Source organism: Burkholderia sp. Bp9142 (genome assembly GCF_003853415.1).
In the GTDB taxonomy this organism is placed as follows: Bacteria; Pseudomonadota; Gammaproteobacteria; order Burkholderiales; family Burkholderiaceae; genus Burkholderia.
The window spans coordinates 1-21,597 of record NZ_QTPP01000010.1 but is presented as its reverse complement, the minus strand read 5'-3'; the positions used below and the strand labels follow the sequence as shown (position 1 = coordinate 21,597).

Below are 21,597 nucleotides of genomic sequence, written 5' to 3'. Positions count from 1 at the left end.
CGGGCCTTGAGAAATACGCTGCCAGATCCCTACGAACACATTGCGCGCAGCGTCGTCGTGACCGCCAACGACTACGCGGCGGGCACGACGTTTGCGGAGCACGCGCACGGGCGCGGGCAGTTCGCGTGCGCGTCGCGCGGCACGATCAGCGTGTCGACGCCGCATGGCCGCTGGCTGGTGCCGCCGCAGCGCGCGTGCTGGGTGCCGGCCGGCGTTCGCCACGAAATGACGATGACCGGGCCGGTCACGATGCTCAACACGTTCGTGTCGGACGACGCGGCCCAGGCCGCCGGGCTGCCGGACCAGTGCGGCGTATACGGCGTGTCGCCGCTGCTGCGGCAACTGATCGACGATGCGATCGACCTGCCGGCGATGTACGACGTCGACGGCCGGGCGGGCAAGCTGATGGCGCTGCTGGTCGCGGAAATCGCGACGATGCCGCGGCTGTCGCTGCACGCGCCGCTGCCCGCCGACGCGCGCCTCGCGAGGATCTGCCGGCATCTGTTCGCGTCGCCGTCGATCGCGGCCGATCTCGACCAGGTGGCGACCGATGCGGGCGTGAGCCGGCGCACGTTTACGCGGCTGTTCCGCGCGCAGACCGGCGTGAGTTTCGCCGCGTGGCGTCAGCAGGTCTGCATGCTCGCGGCGATTGCGCGCCTGAGCGACGGGCAGCCGGTGACGCGGGTCGCGCTCGATCTCGGCTATGCGAGCGCGAGCGCCTTTACGTCGGCGTTTCGCCGCATCCTCGGCGATACGCCGAGCCGGTATCTGGAGGTTCGCCGCTAGGTAGCCGGGACGGACGCGGCGGCGGGTACCGCGCCGGCCGGGCCGCTCTTGCGCGAACGAAAAAAACGCGCCTGCCAGGATTCGGCCAGACGCGCTTAAAGGCACTCGGTCAGAAAAAATGCGCGACCGGCCAGCGGGGCCGTGTTCGCGCATGGATTCGTGAAATTGTTGCCTATTCCGATTCAATCCCGTCGGTGCGTTGAGGATAGCAAAGCATACGCCGCGTAACGCGCAAACGATATCGCGTGTGCGCAACGATTCATGTGCTGTCGCAGCAAGCGTTTCAATCGCGTGTTCGGTACCGGGGGCGGAAGCCGTCGACCATGGGCGTCGGCGATTCCGACAGGGCGTGCTGCGGGCCAGCATCGAATGTTGGCGCCCGAAAACGAAAGCCGCCGCGCGACGCGATGCCTGTCGGTATCGCGCCACGCGGCGGTCCGCCGCGAGCAGCCGGCCTGCGCCGGCTCGCGCGTCACAGGTCGAAGAACACGGTTTCGTCCGGCCCCTGCATGCGGATGTCGAAGCGGTACACGACGGGTCGGCCCGGCTGCGCGTCGCGCTTCGCGACGAGCGTCGCACGGCGTTCGGCCGGTACCAGGTTCAGCACCGGATCGGCCGCGTTCGCCGCGGCTTCGTCGTCGAAATACACGCGGGTGAACGCGTGGGTCAGGATGCCGCGCATCATCACGGTCACGTTGATGTGCGGTGCCTCGTCGGTGGCGATGCGGCCCGGCTTCACCGTCGGGACGACGAAGCGATGCTGCGCATCGGTGCCCGTGCCGACGCGTGCGAAGCCCGTGAAGCCGGATTTCGCGATGTCGTCGCGCGACGCGGGATAGCGGCCCGCGCCGTCCACCTGCGTGAATTCGAGCACCGCGTCGCCGACGACGTTGCCGTCACCGTCGAACACCTGACCGACCAGCAGCACGTGCTCGCCTTCGGCGTCCGGCGAGGCGATCGACGGCGTGAACAGGCTCTTCAGGTCGTAGTCGTATTGCTGCGGGCACAGGCCGTATGCGAAGTACGGGCCGACCGTCTGCGAAGGGGTTTGCTTCAGCGTCGTCATGGTTCAGCGCTCCATCGGGGTAGCGTCGCGGCCGCGCAGCACGATGTCGAATTCGTAGCCGAGCGCATAGCCTTCTTCGGTGATGTCCATCGAGAAGCGCGAGATCAGGCGGTCGCGCGCCGCTTCCGGCGTGCCCTGGAAGATCGGGTCGTACGCGAGCAGCGGATCGCCGGGGAAGTACATCTGCGTGACGAGGCGCGAGCCGAAGTAGTCGCCGAACAGCGAGAAGTGAATGTGATTCGGGCGCCACGCGTTCGGATGGTTGCCCCACGGATAGGCGCCGGGCTTGATCGTCAGGAAGCGGTAGCGGCCTTCGTCGTCGGTCAGGCAGCGGCCCGCGCCGAGGAAGTTCGGGTCGAGCGGCGCGTCGTGCTGGTCGACCTTGTGCACGTAGCGGCCGGCCGCGTTCGCCTGCCATACCTCGACGAGCGTGTTGCGCACGGGCTTGCCGCCTTCGTCGAGCACGCGGCCGGTGACGACCATGCGCTCGCCGAGCGGCTCGCCGTTCTTCACGGCGTTCTTCGTCAGGTCATGGTCGAGCGCGCCGAGATCCTCGGCGCCGTAGACGGGCGCGTACTGGTCGCGCAGCTTTTCCTTCAACGGGATCAGCGGGCGGGTCGGGCCACGCTTCACCGACGAACGGTACTCGGGGTGGACATACGCGGGATGCGACGGCCAGTCGCGCGGCGTGAGGATCGTGGGGGAATCCATCGGGCGTCTCCTGTTAGGTATTTCGCGAAGTGGATGGCAAGACTTTAGCCAATCCGGAAAGTTATGCAAAATGACCTTTTTTCGCGAATCGCATAACCATTGGTTATGTTCGGCGACGCCAATGAAAATCCGCCGGACAGGTGGCCTGTCCGGCGGAAAAAGCGATCGGGCTTCGCGTCGTCGGTGACGACTCCGTGCACGGCCCTCCAGCCAGCCCGTCGCTGCTTTTTCTTGTTTCGTTGTTGTTATCCGGTCTCCCCGGGCGCGCCCATTCGTCGTTCGTCCTTCGCGGTTACGGTCGGGCGGGATCGAAGACGATCCCGTCGAATTCGAGCGACAGCGTTCCGCTTCGCAGCAGCGCGGCTGGCGTCGTCGCGCACTCGGCGCCGAGCACGTCGCTCACGTAGTTCGCGCAGAACCCGCGCTGCGACAGCAGGCTGAAGCGGCTGCCGAGCAGCGCGTCGATCCGCTGTTCGGCCAGCGCGTGCACGTCGCGCTGCGCGTCGGCGGTCGGTGCGGCGACGCGGCGCGCCAGTGCGATGCGTCCGCCGTCGGCGCGGGCGACGAAGCGCGACAGCGGCGTGAGCTTCGTGCGCGCAAAGGCGGGCTCGGCGATCAACGGCTCGTTGCCCGACGTATCGACGACGATGCCGAAGCGATCGGCCCACACGCCTGCGTTGCCTGCCGCTTCGCGGGACGCGCCGGCCGGTACGCGGATGAACACGAGGTCCCCGACGTGCACGCCGGCGGCCAGCGTGCGCACCGTGGCGAGCGGCAGCGTGCGATCCGTGTCGCGGGCGTCGCGCGGCGCGGCGGGATGCGGGTCGAAGGCGGTGGTGTCGGTTCGGGTGCTCATCGCGGCTCCGTCGGTGAGTGACAGGACGGAGCGGATTATGCAGACAAGTACCCAATAGTGCTTGTATGGATGCTGGAGTAGCCTAATATCCGACCTCGAGCATCATTTTTCGATACCAACATGACCGAGACCGCCCAACTGATCGAAACGCTGAAGCGCCAGCTGAAGGCGCAGGGCATGACCTACCGCGACGTCGCGCGTGCGCTCGACGTGTCCGAGACGAGCGTGAAGCGGCTGTTCGCGAGCGGCCGCTTCACGCTGGAGCGCGTCGCGGAGATCGCGCAGCTGCTCGGCTATACGCTCGCCGAGCTGGTGCAGGAGGCGTCGGCATCCGCGCCGCGATTGCGCGTGCTGACCGAACAGCAGGAGGCGCTGCTCGTGTCGGACGAGAAACTGCTGCTCGTCGCCGTCTGCGCGGTCAACTACTGGACCGTGCAGGACATCGTGTCGGCCTACTGCCTGACGCAGGCCGAGTGCGTGAAATACCTGTTGATGCTCGACCGGATGAACGTGATCGCGCTGCTGCCGGGCGACCGCATCCGCGTGCGCGTCGCGCGCGATTTCGACTGGCTGCCGGGCGGGCCGATCCGCCGATACTTCCATGCGCACGTGCTCGACGACTTTCTCGGCAGCCGCTTCGACGGCCCGGGCGAGACGATGACGTTCTCGCAGGGGATGCTGACCGATGCGGCCGCCGCGGAACTCGAGCAGGAACTGCGGCGGCTGAGCAGCAAGGCGGCGGCGCTGCACGCGGAGTCGTCGTCCGCGCCGCTAGGGCAGAAGCGCGGCACGGGCCTGCTGATCGCGAAGCGGATCTGGGAGCCGACCGGATTCCACACGCTGCGGCGCCATGCGTGATGCTGCGCCGATTGCTTGGGACTTTCCGGAAAGTTATGCAAAATGACACAACATCGCCACTCGCATAACCGCCCGTTATGAATAACCGTATCGCCGACGGCCGCGTCAAATTCCGGCACCTGCAGTGTTTTCTCGCGGTCGCGCAGCTGGGCGGCGTGCAGAAGGCGGCGGAAAGCCTGTCGATCACACAGCCGGCCGTGTCGAAGACGATCGCCGAACTGGAGTCGATCCTCGGCGTGAAGCTGTTCGAACGCGGGCGGCACGGCGCGCAGCCGACCCGCGAAGCGCAATTGTTCATCCCGCATGCGAACGCGTGCGTGCTGGCGCTGCGGCAGGGCGTCGGGCTGCTCGCGCGCGAGGGCGGCGCGGCCGCGGCGACACTCGAGATCGGCATGCTGCCGACGGTTGCGGCATCGCTCGCGCCCGCGCTGATGAAGGCGCTGACCGCACGCTGGCCGCGCATCGTCGTGCGGATCGCGACGGCCGCGAATGCCGAACTGCTGGAGCGGCTGAAGGCGGGGGCGATCGAATGCGCGATCGGGCGTTTGTCGGAGCCGGAGCGGATGATCGGGCTGGCGTTCGAGCAGCTGTATAACGAGCCGCTCGTCGCGGTCGTGCGCGCGGGGCATCCGCTGCTCGCGAGCGCCGCGCCGGCCGTCGAACTCGCGCGCTATCCGGTCGTGCTGCCGCCGTTCGGCACGCTGATCCGCCAGTCGGCCGAGCAACTGCTCGGCGCATGCGGCGCGCCGCCGCTGGATTCGTTCATCGAGGTGCTGTCGGTGTCGGTCGCGCGCGCGCTCGCGCTCGAGAACGACGCGGTCTGGTTCGTGCCGCTCTATGCGGCCGAATACGACCTGTCGGCCGGTGCGCTCGCGCGCCTGCCGCTGCCGTCCGCGGGCACCGACGAGCCGGTCGGGCTCGTGCTGCGCACCGATGCGCAACCGTCGCCCGTCGCGCGGACGCTGATCGACGCCGTGCGCGACATCGCGCAGGCGCGGTTCGGCGATGCGCGAGCGCATCGCGCGCCGCCCGGCGCGCGCAAGCCTGCTCGCCGCGAGCGTTGAGACGCCGTGCAGGGCCGGGCCACGTGGCGTCCGGCTGCCGTTCCTTCACCGCCATTCGTCGGCCGTTCGGTCAGTAGCGGGTCTCGTCGTGCTTGGCATATCGTATCGTTTTTGGTACGCTAGATGACACGACGATGGCGAGACAGCAGATTCAGATCACGCTCGGCGTGCGGTTCTTCCGCACCGCGCGTGGCAACGAGCCGGTGCGCGAATGGCTCAAGGCGCTCGGGCAGATCGAGCGCCGGGTGATCGGCGAAGAGATCAAGACCGTTCAACTGGGCTGGCCGCTCGGCATGCCGCTGGTCCGGAAGATGTCGAACGATCTGTGGGAAATCCGCGTGATGTTGCCGCGGCGAAGCGCGCGCGTGCTGTTCACGGCCGTCGGCGACACGATGGTGCTGCTGCACGCGTTCTTCAAGCAGTCGCAGGCCACGCCGTCCGACGATCTCGACGTGACCGTCGCGCAGCTGAAAGCGCTGACGCGCGCCATCTGAATTCCCCGGTTGCGCCGGCACATGCGGTTCGCCGCCGTGCCGGCCGGCCACGCCATGCACTGGAGTACCCATGACGACCACGAACAACCCGCATATCGGCAGCGACTTCGACACCTTCCTCGAGGAGGAAGGCCAGCTCGAAGCGGCCACCGCCACCGCGATCAAGCGCGTGATCGCGTGGCAGATCGGGCAGGAAATGAAGGCGCAGCACATCACGAAAACCGCGATGGCCGCGCGGATGAAAACCAGCCGTGCCGCGCTCAACCGGCTGCTCGACGAAACCGACACGAGCCTCACGCTCGCGACGCTCGCGAGCGCGGCCACCGCACTCGGCAAGCGGCTCAGCTTCGAGCTGGTGCCGGCCTGACGCGCCCGGCGAAACGGTGCGTGGCCGGTTGGCGGCGGGCTGGCGCAACGCGGCGAGCGGGCGCATGTTCGTCCGCTCGCGGGCATCGGCGCACGATCATGTGCGCTGCCCGGCCATCCGCAGGTAAAGCAACGCGCCGCCCGCGAGCAGCAGCGGGCACAGGAAATACCATCCCGTCGTCAGGAACAACCCGGCGACGGCGACCAGCGAAATCCACGCGCAGCGATACGCGATGCTGCCGCGCGGCAGCAGTTTCAGCGCGGCGGCCGCGCCCAGCCCGTACACCATCACGAAGCAACCGGAGGTCACGAGCACGAGCGGTTTCGGCCCGACGTCCGAGAGGGTCGTGGCGGCCAGCGCGACGGCCGCGAGCATCGCGATCACGCCGAGGCTGCGGCGTGGCACGCCGCCGACCTGGCTGCCTTGCGCGAGCCACGCGGGCAGTGCGCCGTCGCGCCCGAGCGCCGCGCCGAGTTTCGCCGCACCCGCGAAATACGCATTCATCGTGCCGAGCGTGAGCAGCAGCGCGGCCGCGGCCGCCAGCACCTGCGCGTGACCGCCGATGCCGCCCGCGATCAGTTCCGCGAGCGGTGCGCCCGACGCACCGGCCGACGGCCCGAGCACCGTCACACTCGCGGCCGCTACCGACAGATACAGCAACCCGACGACCACGACCGCGATGCCGGCCGAGCGCGGCATGTCGTGCGCGGGGCGGCGGAATTCGGCGGCAAGGTGCGTGATCGCTTCCCAGCCCGCGAAACTCCACACGAGCAACGCTGCGGCCTGGCCGACCGCGAGCCAGCCGTGCGGAGCGAACGGATGCAGGTTTGCCGAGTTCGCATGCGGCACGGACGCGAGCACGGCGGCCAGCAGCAGCGTGACGAGCAGCGCCGACAACACGAGCTGCATGCGGCCCGACACGGTGACGCCGAACGCATTCGCGGCCGATACCGTGGCGATCAGTGCGGCCGCCGTGACGACCACCGTGACATGCCCGCCGCCCGTGACGGCCGAGACGTACGCGCCGCCGAACATCGCGGCGGCCGGCGCGCCGGCCGGCACCGCGAAATAGAAACACCAGCCGACGATCGCCGCGGCCTTCGGTCCGAATGCGCGTCGCGCGTAGGTCGATACGCCGCCCGCGTCCGGGTAGCGCGCGCCAAGTGCGGCGAAGGTGGCCGCGAGCGGCGCCGACAGCACGACGAGCGCGGCCCACGCGAGCAGCGACGCAGGCCCCGCGACCTCGGCGGCGAGCGCAGGCAACGCAATGACGCCGGTGCCGAGCACCGCGCCGATATACAGCGCGGCGCCCTGGAAAATCGTCAGAGAACCCGCGTGATGAACGGCGGGCGAATCGGCGTGCGAGGACATGAAAGGCAGTCTCCGGAAGGCTTGTTCTGGGCGCGGTCGGCCGCGCGATGAATCGTTCGATGCTACCCGAACGGGTGCGTCGATGCCGCGCGGCGTTCAGTAGTCCGCGACGTGCCGCGTGTCAGCCGATGTCAGTAGCGGCGTGCGAGGCGTAGGCGCGCATCCTCGCGCGCGGCGGGCGGCAGGTCGGGCGCATAGTGGAACGCGCCCGACACGAGCGACGCGACGGGCACGCCGTCGCGGAACAGCACGCGATTGCCGGCCAGCGCGGGCACCTTGTCGCCGGGCAGCAGGGTGCCGGCAAGGTTCAGCGGGTCGGCACCCGTCACGCACACATACTGGCCGTCACCCGGTTGGCGACGCAGTTCGCGCAGGATCGGGATCGCTTCCGGCAGCGCGAACTGCTCGCCCGCGAGCCCCGCGACGAAGCGTCCGCCTCGAATTTCGCCGCGCGCTTCGAGCCGCTGCAGCACGCGCACGAGTTCGCGCCAGCTCGGCAGCCAGTCGGCCTCGCGTTCGAGCAGCCGCCAGAACACGACGCCATAGCGGCGCAGCAGCGTCCAGGCGACGTGTTCGAGCGCGGCGGGATCGGTCGCGGGCACACCGCGCTTCGGTGCCGGCGTTGGCGCGTCGTCCGGTGCCGAAACGCGTTGCACGAGCGCCCAGCGGCCCGCATCGTCCATCCCGCCGATCAGTGCGCCGCCGCGCCGCGTGCGCGGCCCATGCGTCGCGTGGCGCTTGACCGCCGGTTTCAGCAGTGCACGCAGTCCGGCGAAGCTGTCCGCATTCACGAGGCCGGCCGAGACGAGTTCGCCGAGCGCCTGTTCGAGTTCGACGGGCAGCAGGTGCAGTTCGTCGAGCAGTGCATCGAAGAACACCGCGCCATGTGCGGCGAGTGCGTCACGCACCTGCGTCGCACGCGCCGACAGCGCCGGTTGCGCGTCCGGGTCGCGCAGCGCCTGCCATGCACCGAGGTGGCGGCGCGGCAGCAGCACGACCGGCGTGGTTTTCACGGGCGTGCCGGCCGCGCGGGCCGGCGCGCCGATGCGGGTCCAGACGAGCTTGCCCGAGCGGCACAGCTCGTCGAGGCCGCCGGCCGTGTAGTCCGTGAGCCGCGCGGGCAGCAGTGCGTCTTCCCACGCGCTCGCCGCGGCTTCGTAGCCTTCGAGCTGTTCGACGACGGCCGCGAGCGCGTCGCGGCCCGAGCCGCGCGTGTCGGGCGTCAGGTGCTGCCAGTGGAACAGGAAGCGCATGAAATCGGCGCGCTCGACCGGTTCGATCTCGCGGCGCAGCCGCTTGACCGTATAGCGATGAATGCGCGCGAGCAGGTGGCGTTCGCACCATTCGTCGGCTGTCGCGCCCGGCGTGAAGCGGCCGCGCATCACGTAGCCTTCGCGCTCGAGTGCCGCGAGCGCCGTCGCGATCGTCGCGGGCGGCAGGCCGAGCGGCTGCGCGATGGCGTCGAGCGTCAGCGGTCCGAAGCCGGTGAGCCGCGCACGGATTACATCGACGCGTGCGGCGTCGGCTTCCCACGGCTGTGCGCATGCGGCCGGCACCTTCAGCGCGGGTGCGACGCGTGCGCCGGGATGGAGCGCGCGTATGCAGACCAGCCGTTCGACCGGCACCCACAGCGCGGCGCCGTCCGGCGTGACGAGTTGGGTCGCGCGGCGGCGTTCGGCCAGTTCCGCGAGCTGGTCGGCCCAGCCTTCGTGCGCATGTGCTTCGCCGTCGGCGACGCAGGCGAGCGTGAGCAGTGCGTCGTGCATTTCGTCGGCATCGCGCACCAGCGGCCATGCTTCGTCGCGCACCGCGTCGATTGCGTCGGCGTCGAGCGCGCCGAGATCGTCGGCCGATTCGGGATCGCTCCAGCGGCGCGACTGCACGGCCTGCGTGCGGCGCTCCTCGAGCGGCGCGTCGTCGAGGAACGCATAGGGTTTCGCGTTGAGGATCTCGGCCGCGAGCGGCGACGGCGCGGGCAGATCGCGTGCGATCAGCTCGATCGCGCCGCTTTCGATCCGGCGCAGCAGCGCGAGCCAGCCGTCGGTATCCATCGCGTCGTGCAGGCAGTCGTCGAGCGTCTGGTCGACGAGCGGATGGTGCGGGATCTCGCGTTCGCCGACGATGTTCTCGAGGCATGCCACCTGATCGGGGAACACGGTCGCGAGCAGGTCCTCGCTTTTCATCCGCTGCAGCTGCGGCGCGGTGCGCCGGCCGCCGGTGAAGCGCGGCAGCGCGAGCGCGGTCGTCGCGTTCCAGCGCCAGCGCACGCCGAACATCGGCGCGTCGAGCAGGGCCTGGACCAGCACGTGCTCGGCGCTGGCCGAGCGCAGGTAACGCCACACTTCGTCGAGCGCGAAGCTGTGCGCGAGCGACAGCGAAAGAATGATCGCGTCGTCGGTCGCGGCGGCCTGCAGCTCGAAGTTGAAACTGCGGCAGAAGCGCTTGCGCAGCGCGAGCCCCCATGCGCGGTTGATGCGGCTGCCGAACGGCGAATGAATCACCAGCTGCGTGCCGCCCGATTCGTCGAAGAAGCGCTCCATCACGAGCGTGTCCTGCGTCGGCAGCGCGCCGAGCGCCGCGCGCGTGCGCGCGAGGTAGTCGGCGATCTGGCGGGCCGCGTCGGGCGACAGGTGGAGATCGTCGGCGAGCCAGCGCAGCGCCGGCGCGAGACGGCTTTCGGACGGGGCCGTCGCGGTGCCGAAGGGCTCGCTTCGCGAATCGGTCGCGATGTCGGCCTCGACCGCCTTGCCGGCTTTGCCGCGCGTGCCCGTCTTGCCGGCCGCGTCGCCGCCTGCGCGCTTCGGCCCACCGGCATCCGCTTGCCGATCGCCTTCGGCGAACAGCCCGTCGAGCCGCGCGCGCAGCCGGCCGACCGCCGCCGACAGCTCGTCGCTGCGCCCGGGCGCCTCGCCGAGCCAGAACGGAATGCTCGGCGACTGGCCTTGCGCGTCCTCGACGCGCACACGGCCCGTTTCCACGCGAATGATCCGGTATGACTGGTTGCCGAGCTGGAACACGTCGCCGGCCAGGCTCTCGATCGCGAAATCCTCGTTGACGGTGCCGACCTGGATGCCCTGCGGTTCGAGCAGTACCGCGTAGTCGGCCATGTCGGGAATCGTGCCGCCCGACGTCGTCGCGGTCATCATCGCGTTGCGGCGCCCGCGCACCGTGCCGCCGACCACGTCGCGATGCAGATACGCGCCGCGCACGCCGCGGCGGCGGCTCGTGAAGCCTTCGGCGAGCATCTTCATCACGTCGTCGAAGCGTTCGCGCGACAGGCGTGCGTACGGCGCCGCCTGCGTGAAGCTCGCGTACAGCGCGTCCTCGTGCCATTGCGCACAGGCGACCTCGGCGACGATCTGCTGCGCGAGCACGTCGAGCGGCGCCTCGGGAATCCGCAACGCGTCGAGCTCGCCGCGTTGCACGCAGTCGAGCAGCGCCGCGCATTCGATCAGCTCGTCGCGCGACAGCGGGAACAGGCGGCCCTTCGGCACGCCGCCGACGTGGTGCCCCGAGCGGCCGACGCGCTGCAGGAACGGCGCGATCCCGCGCGGCGAACCGACCTGGCACACCAGGTCGACGTCGCCGATGTCGATGCCGAGTTCGAGCGACGCGGTCGCGACGAGCAGCTTCAGGTCGCCGCGCTTGAGCCGCTGTTCCGCGTCGAACCGGTGTTCCTTCGCGAGACTGCCGTGGTGCGTGGCGATCGCGTCCTTGCCGAGGCGGTCGGCGAGATGGCGCGCCATGCGCTCCGCGGTGCGCCGCGTGTTCACGAACACGAGCGTCGTACGATGCGCGGCCGCGAGTGCGGCGATCCGTTCGTACACCTGTTCCCACACGTCGGTCGCCATCACGGGTTCGAGCGGCACGTTCGGCAGCTCGAGCGCGAGGTCGCGTTCGCGCGTATGACCGGTGTCGACGATCGTGCAGTCGCGCGGCGCATCGGCCGGGCCGCCGACCAGGAAGCGCGCGACCGCGTCGATCGGCTTCTGCGTGGCCGACAATCCGATGCGCGGCAACGCGCGGCCCGTCAACGCATCGAGGCGTTCGAGCGACAGCGCGAGGTGGCTGCCGCGTTTGGACGACGCAAGCGCGTGGATCTCGTCGACGATCACCGAGCGCACGCTCGACAGCATCTGCCGTCCCGACGTCGAGGACAGCAGCACGTACAGCGACTCGGGCGTCGTCACGAGAATGTGCGGCGCGCGCTTGCGCAGCGCCGCGCGTTCGGCCTGCGTGGTGTCGCCGGTGCGCACGGCGGTGCGGATCGCCGGCACCGGCAGCCCGAGTTGCGCGAGCGACTCGGCAATGCCGGCGAGCGGCGCGTCGAGGTTCACGTGGATGTCGTTCGACAGCGCCTTCAGCGGCGACACATAGACGACGAGCGTCGCGTCGGGCAGCGCGCCGTCGTGCGCGAGCGCATCGCGCACGAGGTCGTCGAGCGCGCACAGGAACGCGGTGAGCGTCTTGCCGGAGCCGGTCGGCGCGGCGACGAGCGTCGACCGGCCGGCCTTGATGTGCGGCCACGCGAGCGCCTGCGCGCCGGTCGGGGCGGCGAACGCGCGGCGGAACCACGCGGCGACGGCCGGGTGGAACACGTCGAGCGCGGTGGCGGGGCGGGTGGCGGTGACGTCCATCGGAGCGTTGAAATGGGGTGCGAGCGCACGGGCGGCCGCGCGCGAATCGTCAGTGTGCCAGACGTCGCGGATGCATGCCGGGCGCCGCGGGCAGGGAGCACGCACGCGGCGGAGAGGCAGATGAGGCGCGGTGCCGGCGTTTCAACAGGCAATAGGTGCGCGCGTGCGGGCCGGCACCTGTTGGGTCACGGGTGGCCGGCCTTGCGGAAGGGGAAAGCGGCGGTCGAGGTGCGCCGGGCGGATGCAGGGCGCGATCCGTGCCTACACGCGACTACACGTGACTACACGCGGTGCAGCCAGCCGAGCCAGTGTTCGAGGAACGGCGCGCGCGTCCACAGCGACTGCGCGAGCCACAGCGTGCCGCCCCATGCGGCGGCCACGACGATCAGGTCGCAATGTCCGCTGTTCCACAGGTTCAGCGAGTGGCGCCGCCAGATCCACGGCACGCCGAGCGGATTCGGCCAGTCGGCGAGCAGGTGCATCACGCCGCCGCACGCGAAACCGAACAGCGGCGCGGCCCACAGCGGATGCGGATGATGCGTGAGCCCGTGCCATCCGAGCGCGAGCAGCGCGATCCAGCCGATGCCCCAGTGCGTGACGGTGCGGTGCGTGATCCACAGGCGGCGCTTGCGGGTCCACCACGCGACTTCGAGCCAGTCGGGCGCGGTGCCGCCCGCGACGCCGGCCGCGAACGCGGCGAGCAGGCCCGCGTGCCAGGGGCCGGTCGCGCCGGTTTGCGCGACGAGGACGGCGGCGGCGGCGCCGGCCGCGAAGCCGGACGCGTGATGCGCATTGTGTGATGCCATAGGAAACGAGACGAGAAAACGTGAAGCGGCGGCAAACGAGCGCGAACGATCGGGCGCGAAAGCGGGGCGCTATCTTCTCAGATCGGCCCGCGCAGCGGGCGGTTCGATCGCGGTTTTTTTGCATGCGGCGGAGCCGCGCAAGTGGCGCGTGCCGTGATTTTCCGATTGCGGGCCGTGCCTCGCATGGGTCGCATGCAATTTCGACCGATCCGCGTGTCCGCCTTTGCACCGGCGCGTGACCCACCGCACACGATTCGAGGAGATTCGTAGTGTGGTGCGTGATTTTCGATCGATTGCCCCACGTCACTACGAAACCGGCATATGGCCCACCGTGAGCCAGCGGATATAAGCGGATCAGGGGCTTTTTTCGGCCCGCTGGAGATCCACATGGGAGACATGCAATGACGACGCTGAATCGCTTCAAATCATCCGCCGCCGTGCTCGCGACGGTGGCCGGCATCGGCTTCCTGCCGAACGCGCCGGCTTATGCGAAGGGGCCGCAGCCGGCGGTCCTGACGAGCTCGGCGGTTGCGGTGGCCGACAAGTACAGCGCGGACGCCGCGGAGCGGATCTTCAAGGAAGGCGGCAACGCGATCGACGCGGCTGTCGCGATCGCCTTCACGCTCGCCGTCACGTATCCGGAAGCCGGCAACATCGGCGGTGGCGGTTTCATGACGATCTACAAGGACGGCAAGCCGTACTTCATCGACTACCGCGAACGCGCGCCGCTCGCCGCGACGAAGGACATGTACCTCGACAAGGACGGCAACGTCGTCGCGGGCATGAGCCTGTACGGCCCGCGCGCGGCTGGCGTGCCGGGCACGGTCGCGGGCATGTGGGAAGCGCAGAAGCGCTTCGGCAAGCTGAAGTGGAAGCAGGTGCTCGCGCCGGCGATCCACTATGCGCGCGACGGCTTCGTCGTCGACGAACAGCTCGCGCAGCGCGGCGTCGACGCGTCGAAGGAGTTCGGCGGCAAGACCAACTTCGACAAGTACTTCTCCACGATGAAGGCCGGGTCGAACTTCAAGCAGCCCGATCTCGCCGACGTGCTCGTGCGGATTGCGAACGACGGCGCGAACGGCTTCTACAAGGGCAAGACGGCCCAGCTGATCGCCGCGTCGATGAAGACCGGCGACGGCAACGGGCTGATCACGACCGAGGATCTCGCGCAATACCGCGCGGTGTGGCGCCAGCCGGTGCAGGCGAAGTGGAACGGCTATGACGTGATCACCGCGCCGCCGCCGAGCTCGGGCGGCATCGGCCTCGTGCAGCTGCTGAAGATGAAGGCGGACCTGAAGCAGGACTTCGAGGGCGTGAAGCTCAACTCGCCGCAATACATCCACCTGGTCGCCGAAATCGAGAAGCGCGTGTTCGCCGATCGCGCGCAATACCTCGGCGACCCCGACTTCTACAAGGTGCCGATCGCGCAGCTGACCGACGACGCGTACATCGCGAAGCGCGCGGCGGAGGTCAATCCGAAGGAGCCGTCCGACACGAAGAGCGTGCAGCCGGGCCTCGGCACGTCGATGCCCGAGAAGGCCGAAACGACGCACTTCTCGGTCGTCGACAAGTGGGGCAACGCGGTGTCGAACACGTACACGATCAACGGCTATTTCGGTTCGGGCGTGATCGCCGACGGCACCGGCATCGTGCTGAACGACGAGATGGACGACTTCTCCGCGAAGCCGGGCGTCGCGAACATGTTCGGCGTGGTCGGCAGCGATGCGAACGCGATCGAGCCGAAGAAGCGTCCGCTGTCGTCGATGTCGCCGACGATCATGACGAAGGACGGCAAGGTGTCGCTCGTGATCGGCACGCCGGGCGGCTCGCGGATCTTCACGTCGATCTTCCAGGTGATCAACAACATCTACGACTTCAGGATGCCGTTGAAGGAGGCCGTCGGCGCGATGCGCTTCCACCATCAGCTGCTGCCGCCGAACACGATCTTCTGGGAGCCGTACCACCCGATCGAAGGCGAGCTCGCGAAGCAGATCGAGGCGCGCGGCTACACGTTGAAGGGACAGGACTTCAGCGGCGACATCCAGGTGATCAAGGTCGATGGCAGGACGCCGGAGGCGATGGCCGATCCGCGCGGGCGCGGGGTGACGCGGATCATTCGGTGACGCAGGGCGGCGCATGCGCGTTTGCGACAGCGGCCGCGCATGCGGTTCCCCGGCCCGGTATTCGCCCGCTCCCGGTCGGGGAATCGCACCGCAGCGCTCACGCGCGCGATGCAACGCTCAGGCGGTGGCCCGGATGAATCCGGCGATCCGGCTCGCAACCGCATCGGGCGCATCCTCGAAGCAATAGTGCCCGACGCCGGCCAGCCGATCGACGGGTGCCGACGGAAACAGCGCGGTGAACAGCGGCAGGAAATGCTGGGCGCCGAGCGTTCGATCGGCGTCTCCCCAGATCGCGAGCGCGGGCTTGTCGCGTATCGCGCGTATCGCCGCCGCATCGGGTTTCTCGAACCGGTGTGCGCCGTCGGCAAATCCCCGAGCCCATCCGATCGCGCCGATACAGTCGGCCGGCCGCGCAAACGGTGCGCCGTACGCGGCGAGCCACGTATCCGTGACGATCGCATGATTCTCGAAGCCGTTCAGCTTCAGCGTGCTCAGGATGTTGAAACCGAGCTGGCCGAGCACCGTTTCGAGCGAACCGTCCGTGGCCGCGCGCATGATCCACTGGAACCACGGCGCGTCGCGACCGTTCGCGGCCAGGCGTTCGACGAGGTCGGGCTGGCCGAACGGCGTCGGTCCGTTCGCCGACACAATGCGCCGGATGCGGTCCGGATGACGGGCGGCGAGGCCCATGCCGACCGGGCCGCCGAAGTCGTGCATCACCAGCGTCACGCGGTCGAGGTCGAGCGCGAGGACGAAGCGCTCCAGGTTGTCGATATGGTCCTGCAACCAGTAGCTGCGGTCCTGCGGCGTCGCGCTTTTGCCGAATCCCATGTGATCGGGCACGACGACCCGGCATGTCGGGCTCAGTGCCGCGATCAGGTGGCGGAACAGGTAACCCCAGGTAGGTTCGCCGTGGAGGCACAGAACGGTCTCGCCGTCGCGCGGGCCTTCGTCCGCGTAGTGCATCCGGAAACCGGACGTGTCGTCGAAACGCGGGGCGAATGGAAAGGTGCCGTCGAACGTGGCATCGGACGAAATCATCGAGCGCTCCTTCATATGGTCGAGGAGGATAGTTTCAAATTGAAACCATGGGGAGCGTAAGTCGGGAGATGGCAAGCTGCAACCGAATGGATAATCAGGACGTGCTCGAATACCTCGGCGACGGGAGGTCATCGGGTCAGGAAGAGTAGGGAATTCAGCGGGTTTTCGCATCGATATGCGTGAACGGGAAAACCAGTCACGAGGACGAGTCCCGTATCGTTCGCGCTTCTCGAACAGTGGGCGCGGGTCGATTGATTTTCGATATTGTTGGTTTTATATTGAAACCATTCATTGCCAATGGCGCGATCCGCCGTTCGACCCGCATCGATGACCAGACGAACCACCCACGAAGATTCCCCTTGCGGCGTTGCCCGCCCGCTGGACGCGATTGGCGACTGGTGGTCGCTGCTGATCGTGCGCGACGCCTTCGACGGGCGCCGCCGCTTCGGCGAATTCCGGACGAGCCTCGGTCTGGCGAAGAACATTCTCGCGGCGCGTTTGCGCAATCTCGTCGCACACGGAATCATGGACGTGGTGCCGGCCGCGGACGGCGGCGCGCATCACGAGTACGTGCTGACCGAGAAGGGGCGCGGCCTGTTTCCGGTGCTCGTCGCGCTGCGGCAGTGGGGCGAGGATTTCTGCTTCGAACCGGACGAGGCACACGTGCTCCTCGTCGACCGGAAGAAGGGCCTGCCCGTCAGGAAGCTGGAGCTTCGCTCGCAGGACGGGCGCGTGCTCGGGCCAGAGGACACGGTCGTGCTGCCGCCGTCCGGCTGATGCACTGCGATCGGGCGTGCGTCGCCGCTTTTCGCTTCCGAGGGGCGGATCGGCCCCTTTTTCATCAATTTGACGCGCAACACTGGGATAATGGCGGAGTTTGGCTGCGTCAACTGAAGGAAGGAGGCCCCATGGGCGATAACGATACCCGCACCGAGACCGACAACTTCACCGATACGGCATCGCTCGAGTCGCGCCAGCGCCGTTTCGAGGAGGACCTCGTCGACGCGTACGACGAGGAGCTCGAAATGGAGCTCGACGACCGCCGCTTCGACGACGACGAGGATCTGCTGTTCTCGCCGGAGCGCCGCGAAGCGCGCAAGCAGTATTTCCGCGAGCTGTTCCGGCTGCAGGGCGAACTCGTGAAGCTGCAGGACTGGGTCGTGAGCACGGGGCACCGGCTCGTCGTGATTTTCGAAGGCCGCGACGCGGCAGGCAAGGGCGGCGCGATCAAGCGCATCACGCAGCGCCTGAACCCGCGCGTGTGCCGCGTGGCGGCGCTGCCGGCGCCGAGCAACCGCGAGCGCACGCAGTGGTATTTCCAGCGCTATGTCGCGCATCTGCCGGCCGGCGGCGAGATCGTGCTGTTCGATCGCAGCTGGTACAACCGCGCAGGTGTCGAGCGCGTGATGAATTTCTGTACCGACGACGAATACGAGGAGTTTTTCCGCTCGGTGCCCGAGTTCGAGAAGATGCTGGTGCGCAGCGGGATCCAGATCGTCAAGTACTGGTTTTCGATCACCGATCACGAGCAGGAAGTGCGGTTCCAGAGCCGGATCGAGGATCCGCTGAAGCAGTGGAAGCTGAGCCCGATGGACCTCGAGAGCCGCCGCCGCTGGGAAGCCTATACGGCCGCGAAGGAAGAAATGCTGCAGCGCACGCATATTCCGGATGCGCCGTGGTGGGTCGTGCAGGCGGTCGACAAGAAGCGCGCGCGCCTGAACTGCATCCACCATCTGCTGACCCAGGTGCCGTATCACGAGGTGCCGCGCCCGACGATCGATTTGCCGCAGCGCGAGCATCACGAGGACTACATTCGCCGTCCGGTGCCGGACACCATGATCGTGCCGGACACTTATTGAGCGCGAGCGGTGCAGGCCGGCCGGAGCGGTCACGGGGGCGCGCGTGCAACGCGGCGCGCCTCACTCCCGGATCAGGAACGCGGCACGGTCGCGGCCGGCGATCCAGGCGGGTGCGCGGCCGCGTCCGCTCCACGTCGCGCCCGTCGCCGGGTCGCGATATTTCGCACCGACCGTGAACAGCTTCGCGCGATCGTTGTAACCCTGCCCGAATATTTCCCGCGCGGTCAGCGCATAGTTCGTCACGAGCCGGCGCACCCGAACGAGTGCCGCGTCGCGTTCACGGCGACGTGCCGCCTGGATGCGTCGATCGAGTTCCGCAAGCTGGGCTTGCAGTTTTTGCAGTTGCATGCGTCCGATATCCCCGTAGCTTGATTCTGATTGCTTGCGACGCGCGATGGGCTGCGTGTCTGCATGCCCGGCCAGCCGTTTGCGAAACGCCGCACCGGGAATGCAGGAGATTAAATTTCGGTGCGCGGTTTTTCTATCGGACGTATCTGAATTTTCGCGGGGTCGTCGCGAATCCGTGACGCGGAGGCAGTGCGGCCGGCCGTTCGTCACAGGTCAGGGAAGCCCGAGCGCCCCTGCGTCAGGTCGAACAGCTCGGCTTTCGCCGCCGCTTCGGCCGTTTCCGGCAGCTTGATGACGAGCCGCACCGTCATCCCGTACGCACTGTCCACCAGCTCGTAACCCGCCTGCTCGATCCAGCGGCGCACGCGCGCTTCGTCCGGATAGCCGATTTCGATCGCGAAGCGCGTGTGGCGAATGCGTTCGACGCGCTCGGCGTCGAGCAGCGCGGAGGCGATCGCATCCGTATAGGCGCGCACCAGGCCGCCCGCGCCGAGCTTCACGCCGCCGTAGTAGCGGACGACCGCGCCGAGCACACCGTCGAGATCGTGATGACGCAGCACTTCGAGGATCGGCCGGCCGGCGGTGCCCGACGGCTCGCCGTCGTCCGACATGCCGGATTGGCCGCCCGCGAGCAGCGCCCAGCAGACGTGGGTGGCCGTCGGGTGCTCGGCGCGCAGGCGCTGCAGCGCCTGCATCGCGGCGTCGCGGTCTTCAACCGGAATCGCGTGCGCGATGAAGCGGCTCTTGCGGATTTCGAGTTCGGTCGTGCGGGAAGCGGATAGGGTGTAAGTCACGTTGATCGTTGTCGGCATGCACGGAGCATGCAGTGGGTTGCCCGCATGGCGGGCGCGTTCTGTCTCGGCCGGGGCGAATGCGCTGCGCGGTTCGGCGTCCGCATGCCGGTCGCGCGGCCGGCCGATGAACGGGGCGGCCGCGCGGTGGCGTGTGACGAAGGATACCCCGAGCGGGCGGGGCGATGGCTAACCCGCCCGCGACGCACGCCGGTATCGTGCCGGGTTCGGTACTGCGGCGCAGACCGGCGACGATGCCGCGTTCGCGATTCGCCGCGTGCCTTTTACCGCCTCCCGACCGACGACCGGAGCGCCGCCCCCAGCGTGCGCATTGCCTGTCTTGCGTGCGCATCGGTCCGGTTCGTGTACAGCACGACGTCGCGGGCCGGCAGCGGCGGCAATCCATACTGCGTACCGACGTCGACGGTGCCCGATGGTGCGACGCGATGCCCGAGCGCCGCGACGGCCAGCCCGGCCGATACCGCCGCGCCGATCGTCGCGACGCCGCCACCGACGAACACTTCCGTCCACGCGACACCGGCTTCGTCGAGCGCGCCGACCGCCATGCGCCGCACGCTGCACGGTTCTGCCTGCGTGGCGAGCCGCAGCGGTTGCGGCGGATGGTACTCGAAATCGGCCGCGGCCATCCAGCCGAACGATTCCGACAGGATCGTCTCGCCGTCGAGGCGCCGGCTGTCGTGCTGCAGGACGACAGCGGCATCGAGTCGGCCTCGATCGAATGCGTCGAGCACGTCGCGCGACGCCGCGACCCGAATTTCCAGCACGAGGCCGGGTTCCGCGTCGTTCATGCGCCGCAGCAGCATCGGCAGATCCGCGCCGACGACATGGTGGCTGACGCCGATGACCAGCCGCCGCTGGCCCGTGCCGAACGCGCCGACCGCGCCCTGGTGAGCCGCGACCAGGGCGCGGGCCGGTTCGAGGAACGCGGCGCCGTCGGCCGACAGGCGCACCTGGCGCGGCGTGCGCTCGAGCAACCGGCGGCCGAGCGCGTCTTCGAGCCGCTTGATTTTCAGGCTCACCGCGGACTGCGTCGTGTCGATCGCCTCGGCGGCGCGCGTAAAACTCCTGAGGTCGGCGGTCAGCACGAACGCATGCACGGCGTCGATGTCGAGCGTTTTCATCGCGCATTCCTCCATTTTGAAAACGAATCATTGAAATATTCTGCCATCGCCTTTTCAAATGATTCAAGGCCTTCTACGCTGTGTCCAGCCGTTCCGAAATCCGCCCGATTCATGCCGTTTCTTTCGCCAGGAGGCGCCCATGCTGACCGCGTATTACATGCACCGCCTGCCGGCGGACTACGACCTCGACATCATTCGCGATCGCGTGCGCGAGCGCGGCGGGCGCTGGGACGACACGCCCGAACTGCTGTTCAAGGGTTTCCTGCTGCGCGAGGCCGGCCGCTACGGTGCGACGGAAAACGGCTATGCGTCGTTCTATCTGTGGCGCTCCGACCGGGCGTTCGCCGAATTCGTCGCGGACGGCCGCTTCCGGGGCGTGACGGACAGTTTCGGACGGCCGCCGGTCGAGGTCCGGGTTGCGCTCGATGCGCGCAAGGGGTGCGCAGCGACGGCGCGCTTCGTTCGTCTCGAGGCCGTCGACATCGCGGCGGATGCCGATCTCGACGCCGCGCTCGCGCGGGAGATCGCACACAATCGCGAAACGGCGGGACGGCCGGGTGTCGTCGCGGCGGCCGTCAGCGTCGATCCGGCGCGCTGGAGGCTGACGCGGGCGCTCGTCTCGGAGCATGAGCCGGACGACGACGGCGCGGGCACGGTGTATCAGGTGCTGCATTTCGCGCGGCCGTTGCTGGACACGCTGGAAGGGAGCGCGTGACGATGCGGTTGCCCGCGGGCCTCGCGGTCGCCGCGCATCTGGCGGGCCTGGCGGCGGGGATCGTCGGGATCGCCGCGCTCGCGACGCTGCTGGCGCTGTTGCTCCGGTAGCCGGCACAGGTGGCCGGGGAAAGGGGCCCCTGCACGGACACCGGAAGCGCCGCACGCGGCGCTTCCGGTCACGCCATCGTCGGTCAGCTACCCTGCAGCCGGATATCCCGCGACGACGCACCGACATACACGGTCCCGCCCGGCACCATGCGCCAGCCGTTGCGCGACGTGTCCCACACGCTCTGCATCCGCGCCGACACGGTCACGCGCACATGCCGTGCCTCGCCCGGGTTCAGCCGGATCTTCTCCCAGCCGACCAGCCGCTTCGGCGGTTCGTCCTTGTACGGCACGCCGAGATAGACCTGCGGCGTTTCCGCGCCGGCGACGCGGCCGTCGTTGCGCACGGTAAACGCGACACTCAGCGAGCCGTCCCGCTGCCGCGACACCGACAGCCCCGAATACGCGAAGTGCGTGTACGACAGCCCGTAGCCGAATTCGAACATCGGCTGGAT

20 protein-coding genes are annotated in these 21,597 nt (G+C 68.7%); 9 read left to right on the top strand and 11 right to left on the bottom strand.

From position 1 onward, the window contains the following. The first annotated feature begins 6 nt into the window (after positions 1–6). On the top strand, positions 7–786 hold the full coding sequence (locus tag DIE22_RS13450) for an AraC family transcriptional regulator (protein WP_124497958.1): 780 nt from the start codon (positions 7–9) through the stop codon (positions 784–786). Between the two features lie 472 nt (positions 787–1,258). Here the strand turns inward: DIE22_RS13450 and pcaG are convergent, their stop codons facing one another. From pcaG to DIE22_RS13435, 3 genes are all read right to left on the bottom strand, one after another. After that, positions 1,259–1,852 carry a protocatechuate 3,4-dioxygenase subunit alpha gene (gene pcaG, locus DIE22_RS13445; protein WP_124497959.1) on the bottom strand — a complete coding sequence of 198 codons (594 nt, stop codon included), beginning with the start codon at positions 1,850–1,852 and terminating at the stop codon, positions 1,259–1,261. 3 nt (positions 1,853–1,855) lie between these two features. Further along, positions 1,856–2,563: a protocatechuate 3,4-dioxygenase subunit beta gene (gene pcaH, locus DIE22_RS13440; RefSeq protein ID WP_006489685.1), complete on the bottom strand. Its 708-nt coding sequence runs from the start codon at positions 2,561–2,563 to the stop codon at positions 1,856–1,858. Between the two features lie 292 nt (positions 2,564–2,855). Beyond that, positions 2,856–3,419: a YiiX/YebB-like N1pC/P60 family cysteine hydrolase gene (locus tag DIE22_RS13435; protein ID WP_124605277.1), complete on the bottom strand. Its 564-nt coding sequence runs from the start codon at positions 3,417–3,419 to the stop codon at positions 2,856–2,858. A gap of 120 nt (positions 3,420–3,539) precedes the next feature. Between DIE22_RS13435 and DIE22_RS13430 the strand changes: the two genes are divergently transcribed. From DIE22_RS13430 to DIE22_RS13415, 4 genes are all read left to right on the top strand, one after another. Continuing rightward, positions 3,540–4,277 carry a helix-turn-helix domain-containing protein gene (locus DIE22_RS13430; RefSeq protein ID WP_124605276.1) on the top strand — a complete coding sequence of 246 codons (738 nt, stop codon included), beginning with the start codon at positions 3,540–3,542 and terminating at the stop codon, positions 4,275–4,277. Between the two features lie 77 nt (positions 4,278–4,354). After that, positions 4,355–5,341, top strand: a complete 987-nt coding sequence (pcaQ, locus tag DIE22_RS13425) for a pca operon transcription factor PcaQ (protein ID WP_124497962.1) — start codon at positions 4,355–4,357, stop codon at positions 5,339–5,341. 134 nt (positions 5,342–5,475) lie between these two features. Beyond that, on the top strand, positions 5,476–5,835 hold the full coding sequence (locus DIE22_RS13420; RefSeq protein WP_124605275.1) for a type II toxin-antitoxin system RelE/ParE family toxin: 360 nt from the start codon (positions 5,476–5,478) through the stop codon (positions 5,833–5,835). A gap of 70 nt (positions 5,836–5,905) precedes the next feature. Continuing rightward, on the top strand, positions 5,906–6,202 hold the full coding sequence (locus DIE22_RS13415; protein WP_124497964.1) for an XRE family transcriptional regulator: 297 nt from the start codon (positions 5,906–5,908) through the stop codon (positions 6,200–6,202). Positions 6,203–6,298: 96 nt separating this feature from the next. Here the strand turns inward: DIE22_RS13415 and DIE22_RS13410 are convergent, their stop codons facing one another. The 3 genes from DIE22_RS13410 to DIE22_RS13400 all read right to left on the bottom strand — a co-directional run bounded on the left by DIE22_RS13410 (position 6,299) and on the right by DIE22_RS13400 (position 13,016). Beyond that, entirely contained in the window at positions 6,299–7,573 is a 1,275-nt protein-coding gene (locus DIE22_RS13410) for an APC family permease (RefSeq protein ID WP_124605274.1), read from the bottom strand. A gap of 131 nt (positions 7,574–7,704) precedes the next feature. Beyond that, entirely contained in the window at positions 7,705–12,210 is a 4,506-nt protein-coding gene (locus DIE22_RS13405) for a DEAD/DEAH box helicase (RefSeq protein ID WP_124605273.1), read from the bottom strand. A gap of 281 nt (positions 12,211–12,491) precedes the next feature. Beyond that, entirely contained in the window at positions 12,492–13,016 is a 525-nt protein-coding gene (locus DIE22_RS13400; RefSeq protein WP_124605272.1) for a metal-dependent hydrolase, read from the bottom strand. A gap of 401 nt (positions 13,017–13,417) precedes the next feature. Here DIE22_RS13400 and ggt point away from each other — a divergent pair, with 401 nt between their 5' ends. Further along, the gene (ggt, locus tag DIE22_RS13395; RefSeq protein ID WP_124605271.1) at positions 13,418–15,139 is read left to right on the top strand and encodes a gamma-glutamyltransferase; all 1,722 of its coding nucleotides are present in this window, start codon (positions 13,418–13,420) and stop codon (positions 15,137–15,139) included. 117 nt (positions 15,140–15,256) lie between these two features. On the opposite strand, the gene DIE22_RS13390 is transcribed toward ggt, so the two are convergent. After that, complete coding sequence (locus DIE22_RS13390; protein WP_124605270.1) at positions 15,257–16,180, bottom strand: alpha/beta fold hydrolase; 924 nt, start codon at positions 16,178–16,180, stop codon at positions 15,257–15,259. A gap of 327 nt (positions 16,181–16,507) precedes the next feature. On the opposite strand from DIE22_RS13390, the gene DIE22_RS13385 reads away from it, so the two are divergent. Together DIE22_RS13385 and ppk2 are read left to right on the top strand one after the other, a co-directional pair. Beyond that, positions 16,508–16,957, top strand: coding sequence for a helix-turn-helix domain-containing protein (locus DIE22_RS13385; RefSeq protein WP_124605269.1), 450 nt, complete (start codon positions 16,508–16,510; stop codon positions 16,955–16,957). Positions 16,958–17,088: 131 nt separating this feature from the next. Further along, positions 17,089–18,039, top strand: a complete 951-nt coding sequence (gene ppk2 / locus DIE22_RS13380; RefSeq protein ID WP_124497970.1) for a polyphosphate kinase 2 — start codon at positions 17,089–17,091, stop codon at positions 18,037–18,039. A gap of 60 nt (positions 18,040–18,099) precedes the next feature. Here ppk2 and DIE22_RS13375 read toward each other — a convergent pair whose 3' ends face one another. From DIE22_RS13375 to DIE22_RS13365, 3 genes are all read right to left on the bottom strand, one after another. Then, positions 18,100–18,387, bottom strand: coding sequence for an H-NS family nucleoid-associated regulatory protein (locus DIE22_RS13375; protein ID WP_124497971.1), 288 nt, complete (start codon positions 18,385–18,387; stop codon positions 18,100–18,102). Between the two features lie 206 nt (positions 18,388–18,593). Beyond that, on the bottom strand, positions 18,594–19,199 hold the full coding sequence (locus tag DIE22_RS13370; protein WP_409410191.1) for an IMPACT family protein: 606 nt from the start codon (positions 19,197–19,199) through the stop codon (positions 18,594–18,596). A 263-nt stretch (positions 19,200–19,462) separates the two neighbouring features. Further along, a complete protein-coding gene (locus DIE22_RS13365; RefSeq protein ID WP_124605268.1) occupies positions 19,463–20,320 on the bottom strand; it encodes a LysR family transcriptional regulator in 858 nt (285 codons plus the stop codon). Between the two features lie 139 nt (positions 20,321–20,459). Here DIE22_RS13365 and DIE22_RS13360 point away from each other — a divergent pair, with 139 nt between their 5' ends. After that, positions 20,460–21,035 (top strand): DUF4865 family protein, encoded by a 576-nt coding sequence (locus DIE22_RS13360; RefSeq protein ID WP_260426662.1) that lies wholly within the window; start codon positions 20,460–20,462, stop codon positions 21,033–21,035. Between the two features lie 193 nt (positions 21,036–21,228). Here the strand turns inward: DIE22_RS13360 and DIE22_RS13355 are convergent. Then, positions 21,229–21,597, bottom strand: a 369-nt coding sequence (locus tag DIE22_RS13355; RefSeq protein ID WP_185640609.1) for a fibronectin type III-like domain-contianing protein, incomplete at its 5' end; no start/stop codon positions are given.

Coding starts and splice junctions, on each gene's coding strand:
- DIE22_RS13375 (WP_124497971.1), bottom strand. CDS start 18,387: ATGCAACTGCAAAAACTGCAAGCCCAGCTTGCGGAACTCGATCGACGC.
- DIE22_RS13435 (WP_124605277.1), bottom strand. CDS start 3,419: ATGAGCACCCGAACCGACACCACCGCCTTCGACCCGCATCCCGCCGCG.
- pcaH (WP_006489685.1), bottom strand. CDS start 2,563: ATGGATTCCCCCACGATCCTCACGCCGCGCGACTGGCCGTCGCATCCC.
- DIE22_RS13365 (WP_124605268.1), bottom strand. CDS start 20,320: ATGAAAACGCTCGACATCGACGCCGTGCATGCGTTCGTGCTGACCGCC.
- DIE22_RS13410 (WP_124605274.1), bottom strand. CDS start 7,573: ATGTCCTCGCACGCCGATTCGCCCGCCGTTCATCACGCGGGTTCTCTG.
- ggt (WP_124605271.1), top strand. CDS start 13,418: ATGACGACGCTGAATCGCTTCAAATCATCCGCCGCCGTGCTCGCGACG.
- DIE22_RS13400 (WP_124605272.1), bottom strand. CDS start 13,016: ATGGCATCACACAATGCGCATCACGCGTCCGGCTTCGCGGCCGGCGCC.
- DIE22_RS13405 (WP_124605273.1), bottom strand. CDS start 12,210: ATGGACGTCACCGCCACCCGCCCCGCCACCGCGCTCGACGTGTTCCAC.
- DIE22_RS13415 (WP_124497964.1), top strand. CDS start 5,906: ATGACGACCACGAACAACCCGCATATCGGCAGCGACTTCGACACCTTC.
- pcaQ (WP_124497962.1), top strand. CDS start 4,355: ATGAATAACCGTATCGCCGACGGCCGCGTCAAATTCCGGCACCTGCAG.
- DIE22_RS13430 (WP_124605276.1), top strand. CDS start 3,540: ATGACCGAGACCGCCCAACTGATCGAAACGCTGAAGCGCCAGCTGAAG.
- pcaG (WP_124497959.1), bottom strand. CDS start 1,852: ATGACGACGCTGAAGCAAACCCCTTCGCAGACGGTCGGCCCGTACTTC.
- DIE22_RS13420 (WP_124605275.1), top strand. CDS start 5,476: ATGGCGAGACAGCAGATTCAGATCACGCTCGGCGTGCGGTTCTTCCGC.
- DIE22_RS13370 (WP_409410191.1), bottom strand. CDS start 19,199: ATGCCGACAACGATCAACGTGACTTACACCCTATCCGCTTCCCGCACG.
- DIE22_RS13390 (WP_124605270.1), bottom strand. CDS start 16,180: ATGATTTCGTCCGATGCCACGTTCGACGGCACCTTTCCATTCGCCCCG.
- DIE22_RS13385 (WP_124605269.1), top strand. CDS start 16,508: ATGACCAGACGAACCACCCACGAAGATTCCCCTTGCGGCGTTGCCCGC.
- ppk2 (WP_124497970.1), top strand. CDS start 17,089: ATGGGCGATAACGATACCCGCACCGAGACCGACAACTTCACCGATACG.
- DIE22_RS13360 (WP_260426662.1), top strand. CDS start 20,460: ATGCTGACCGCGTATTACATGCACCGCCTGCCGGCGGACTACGACCTC.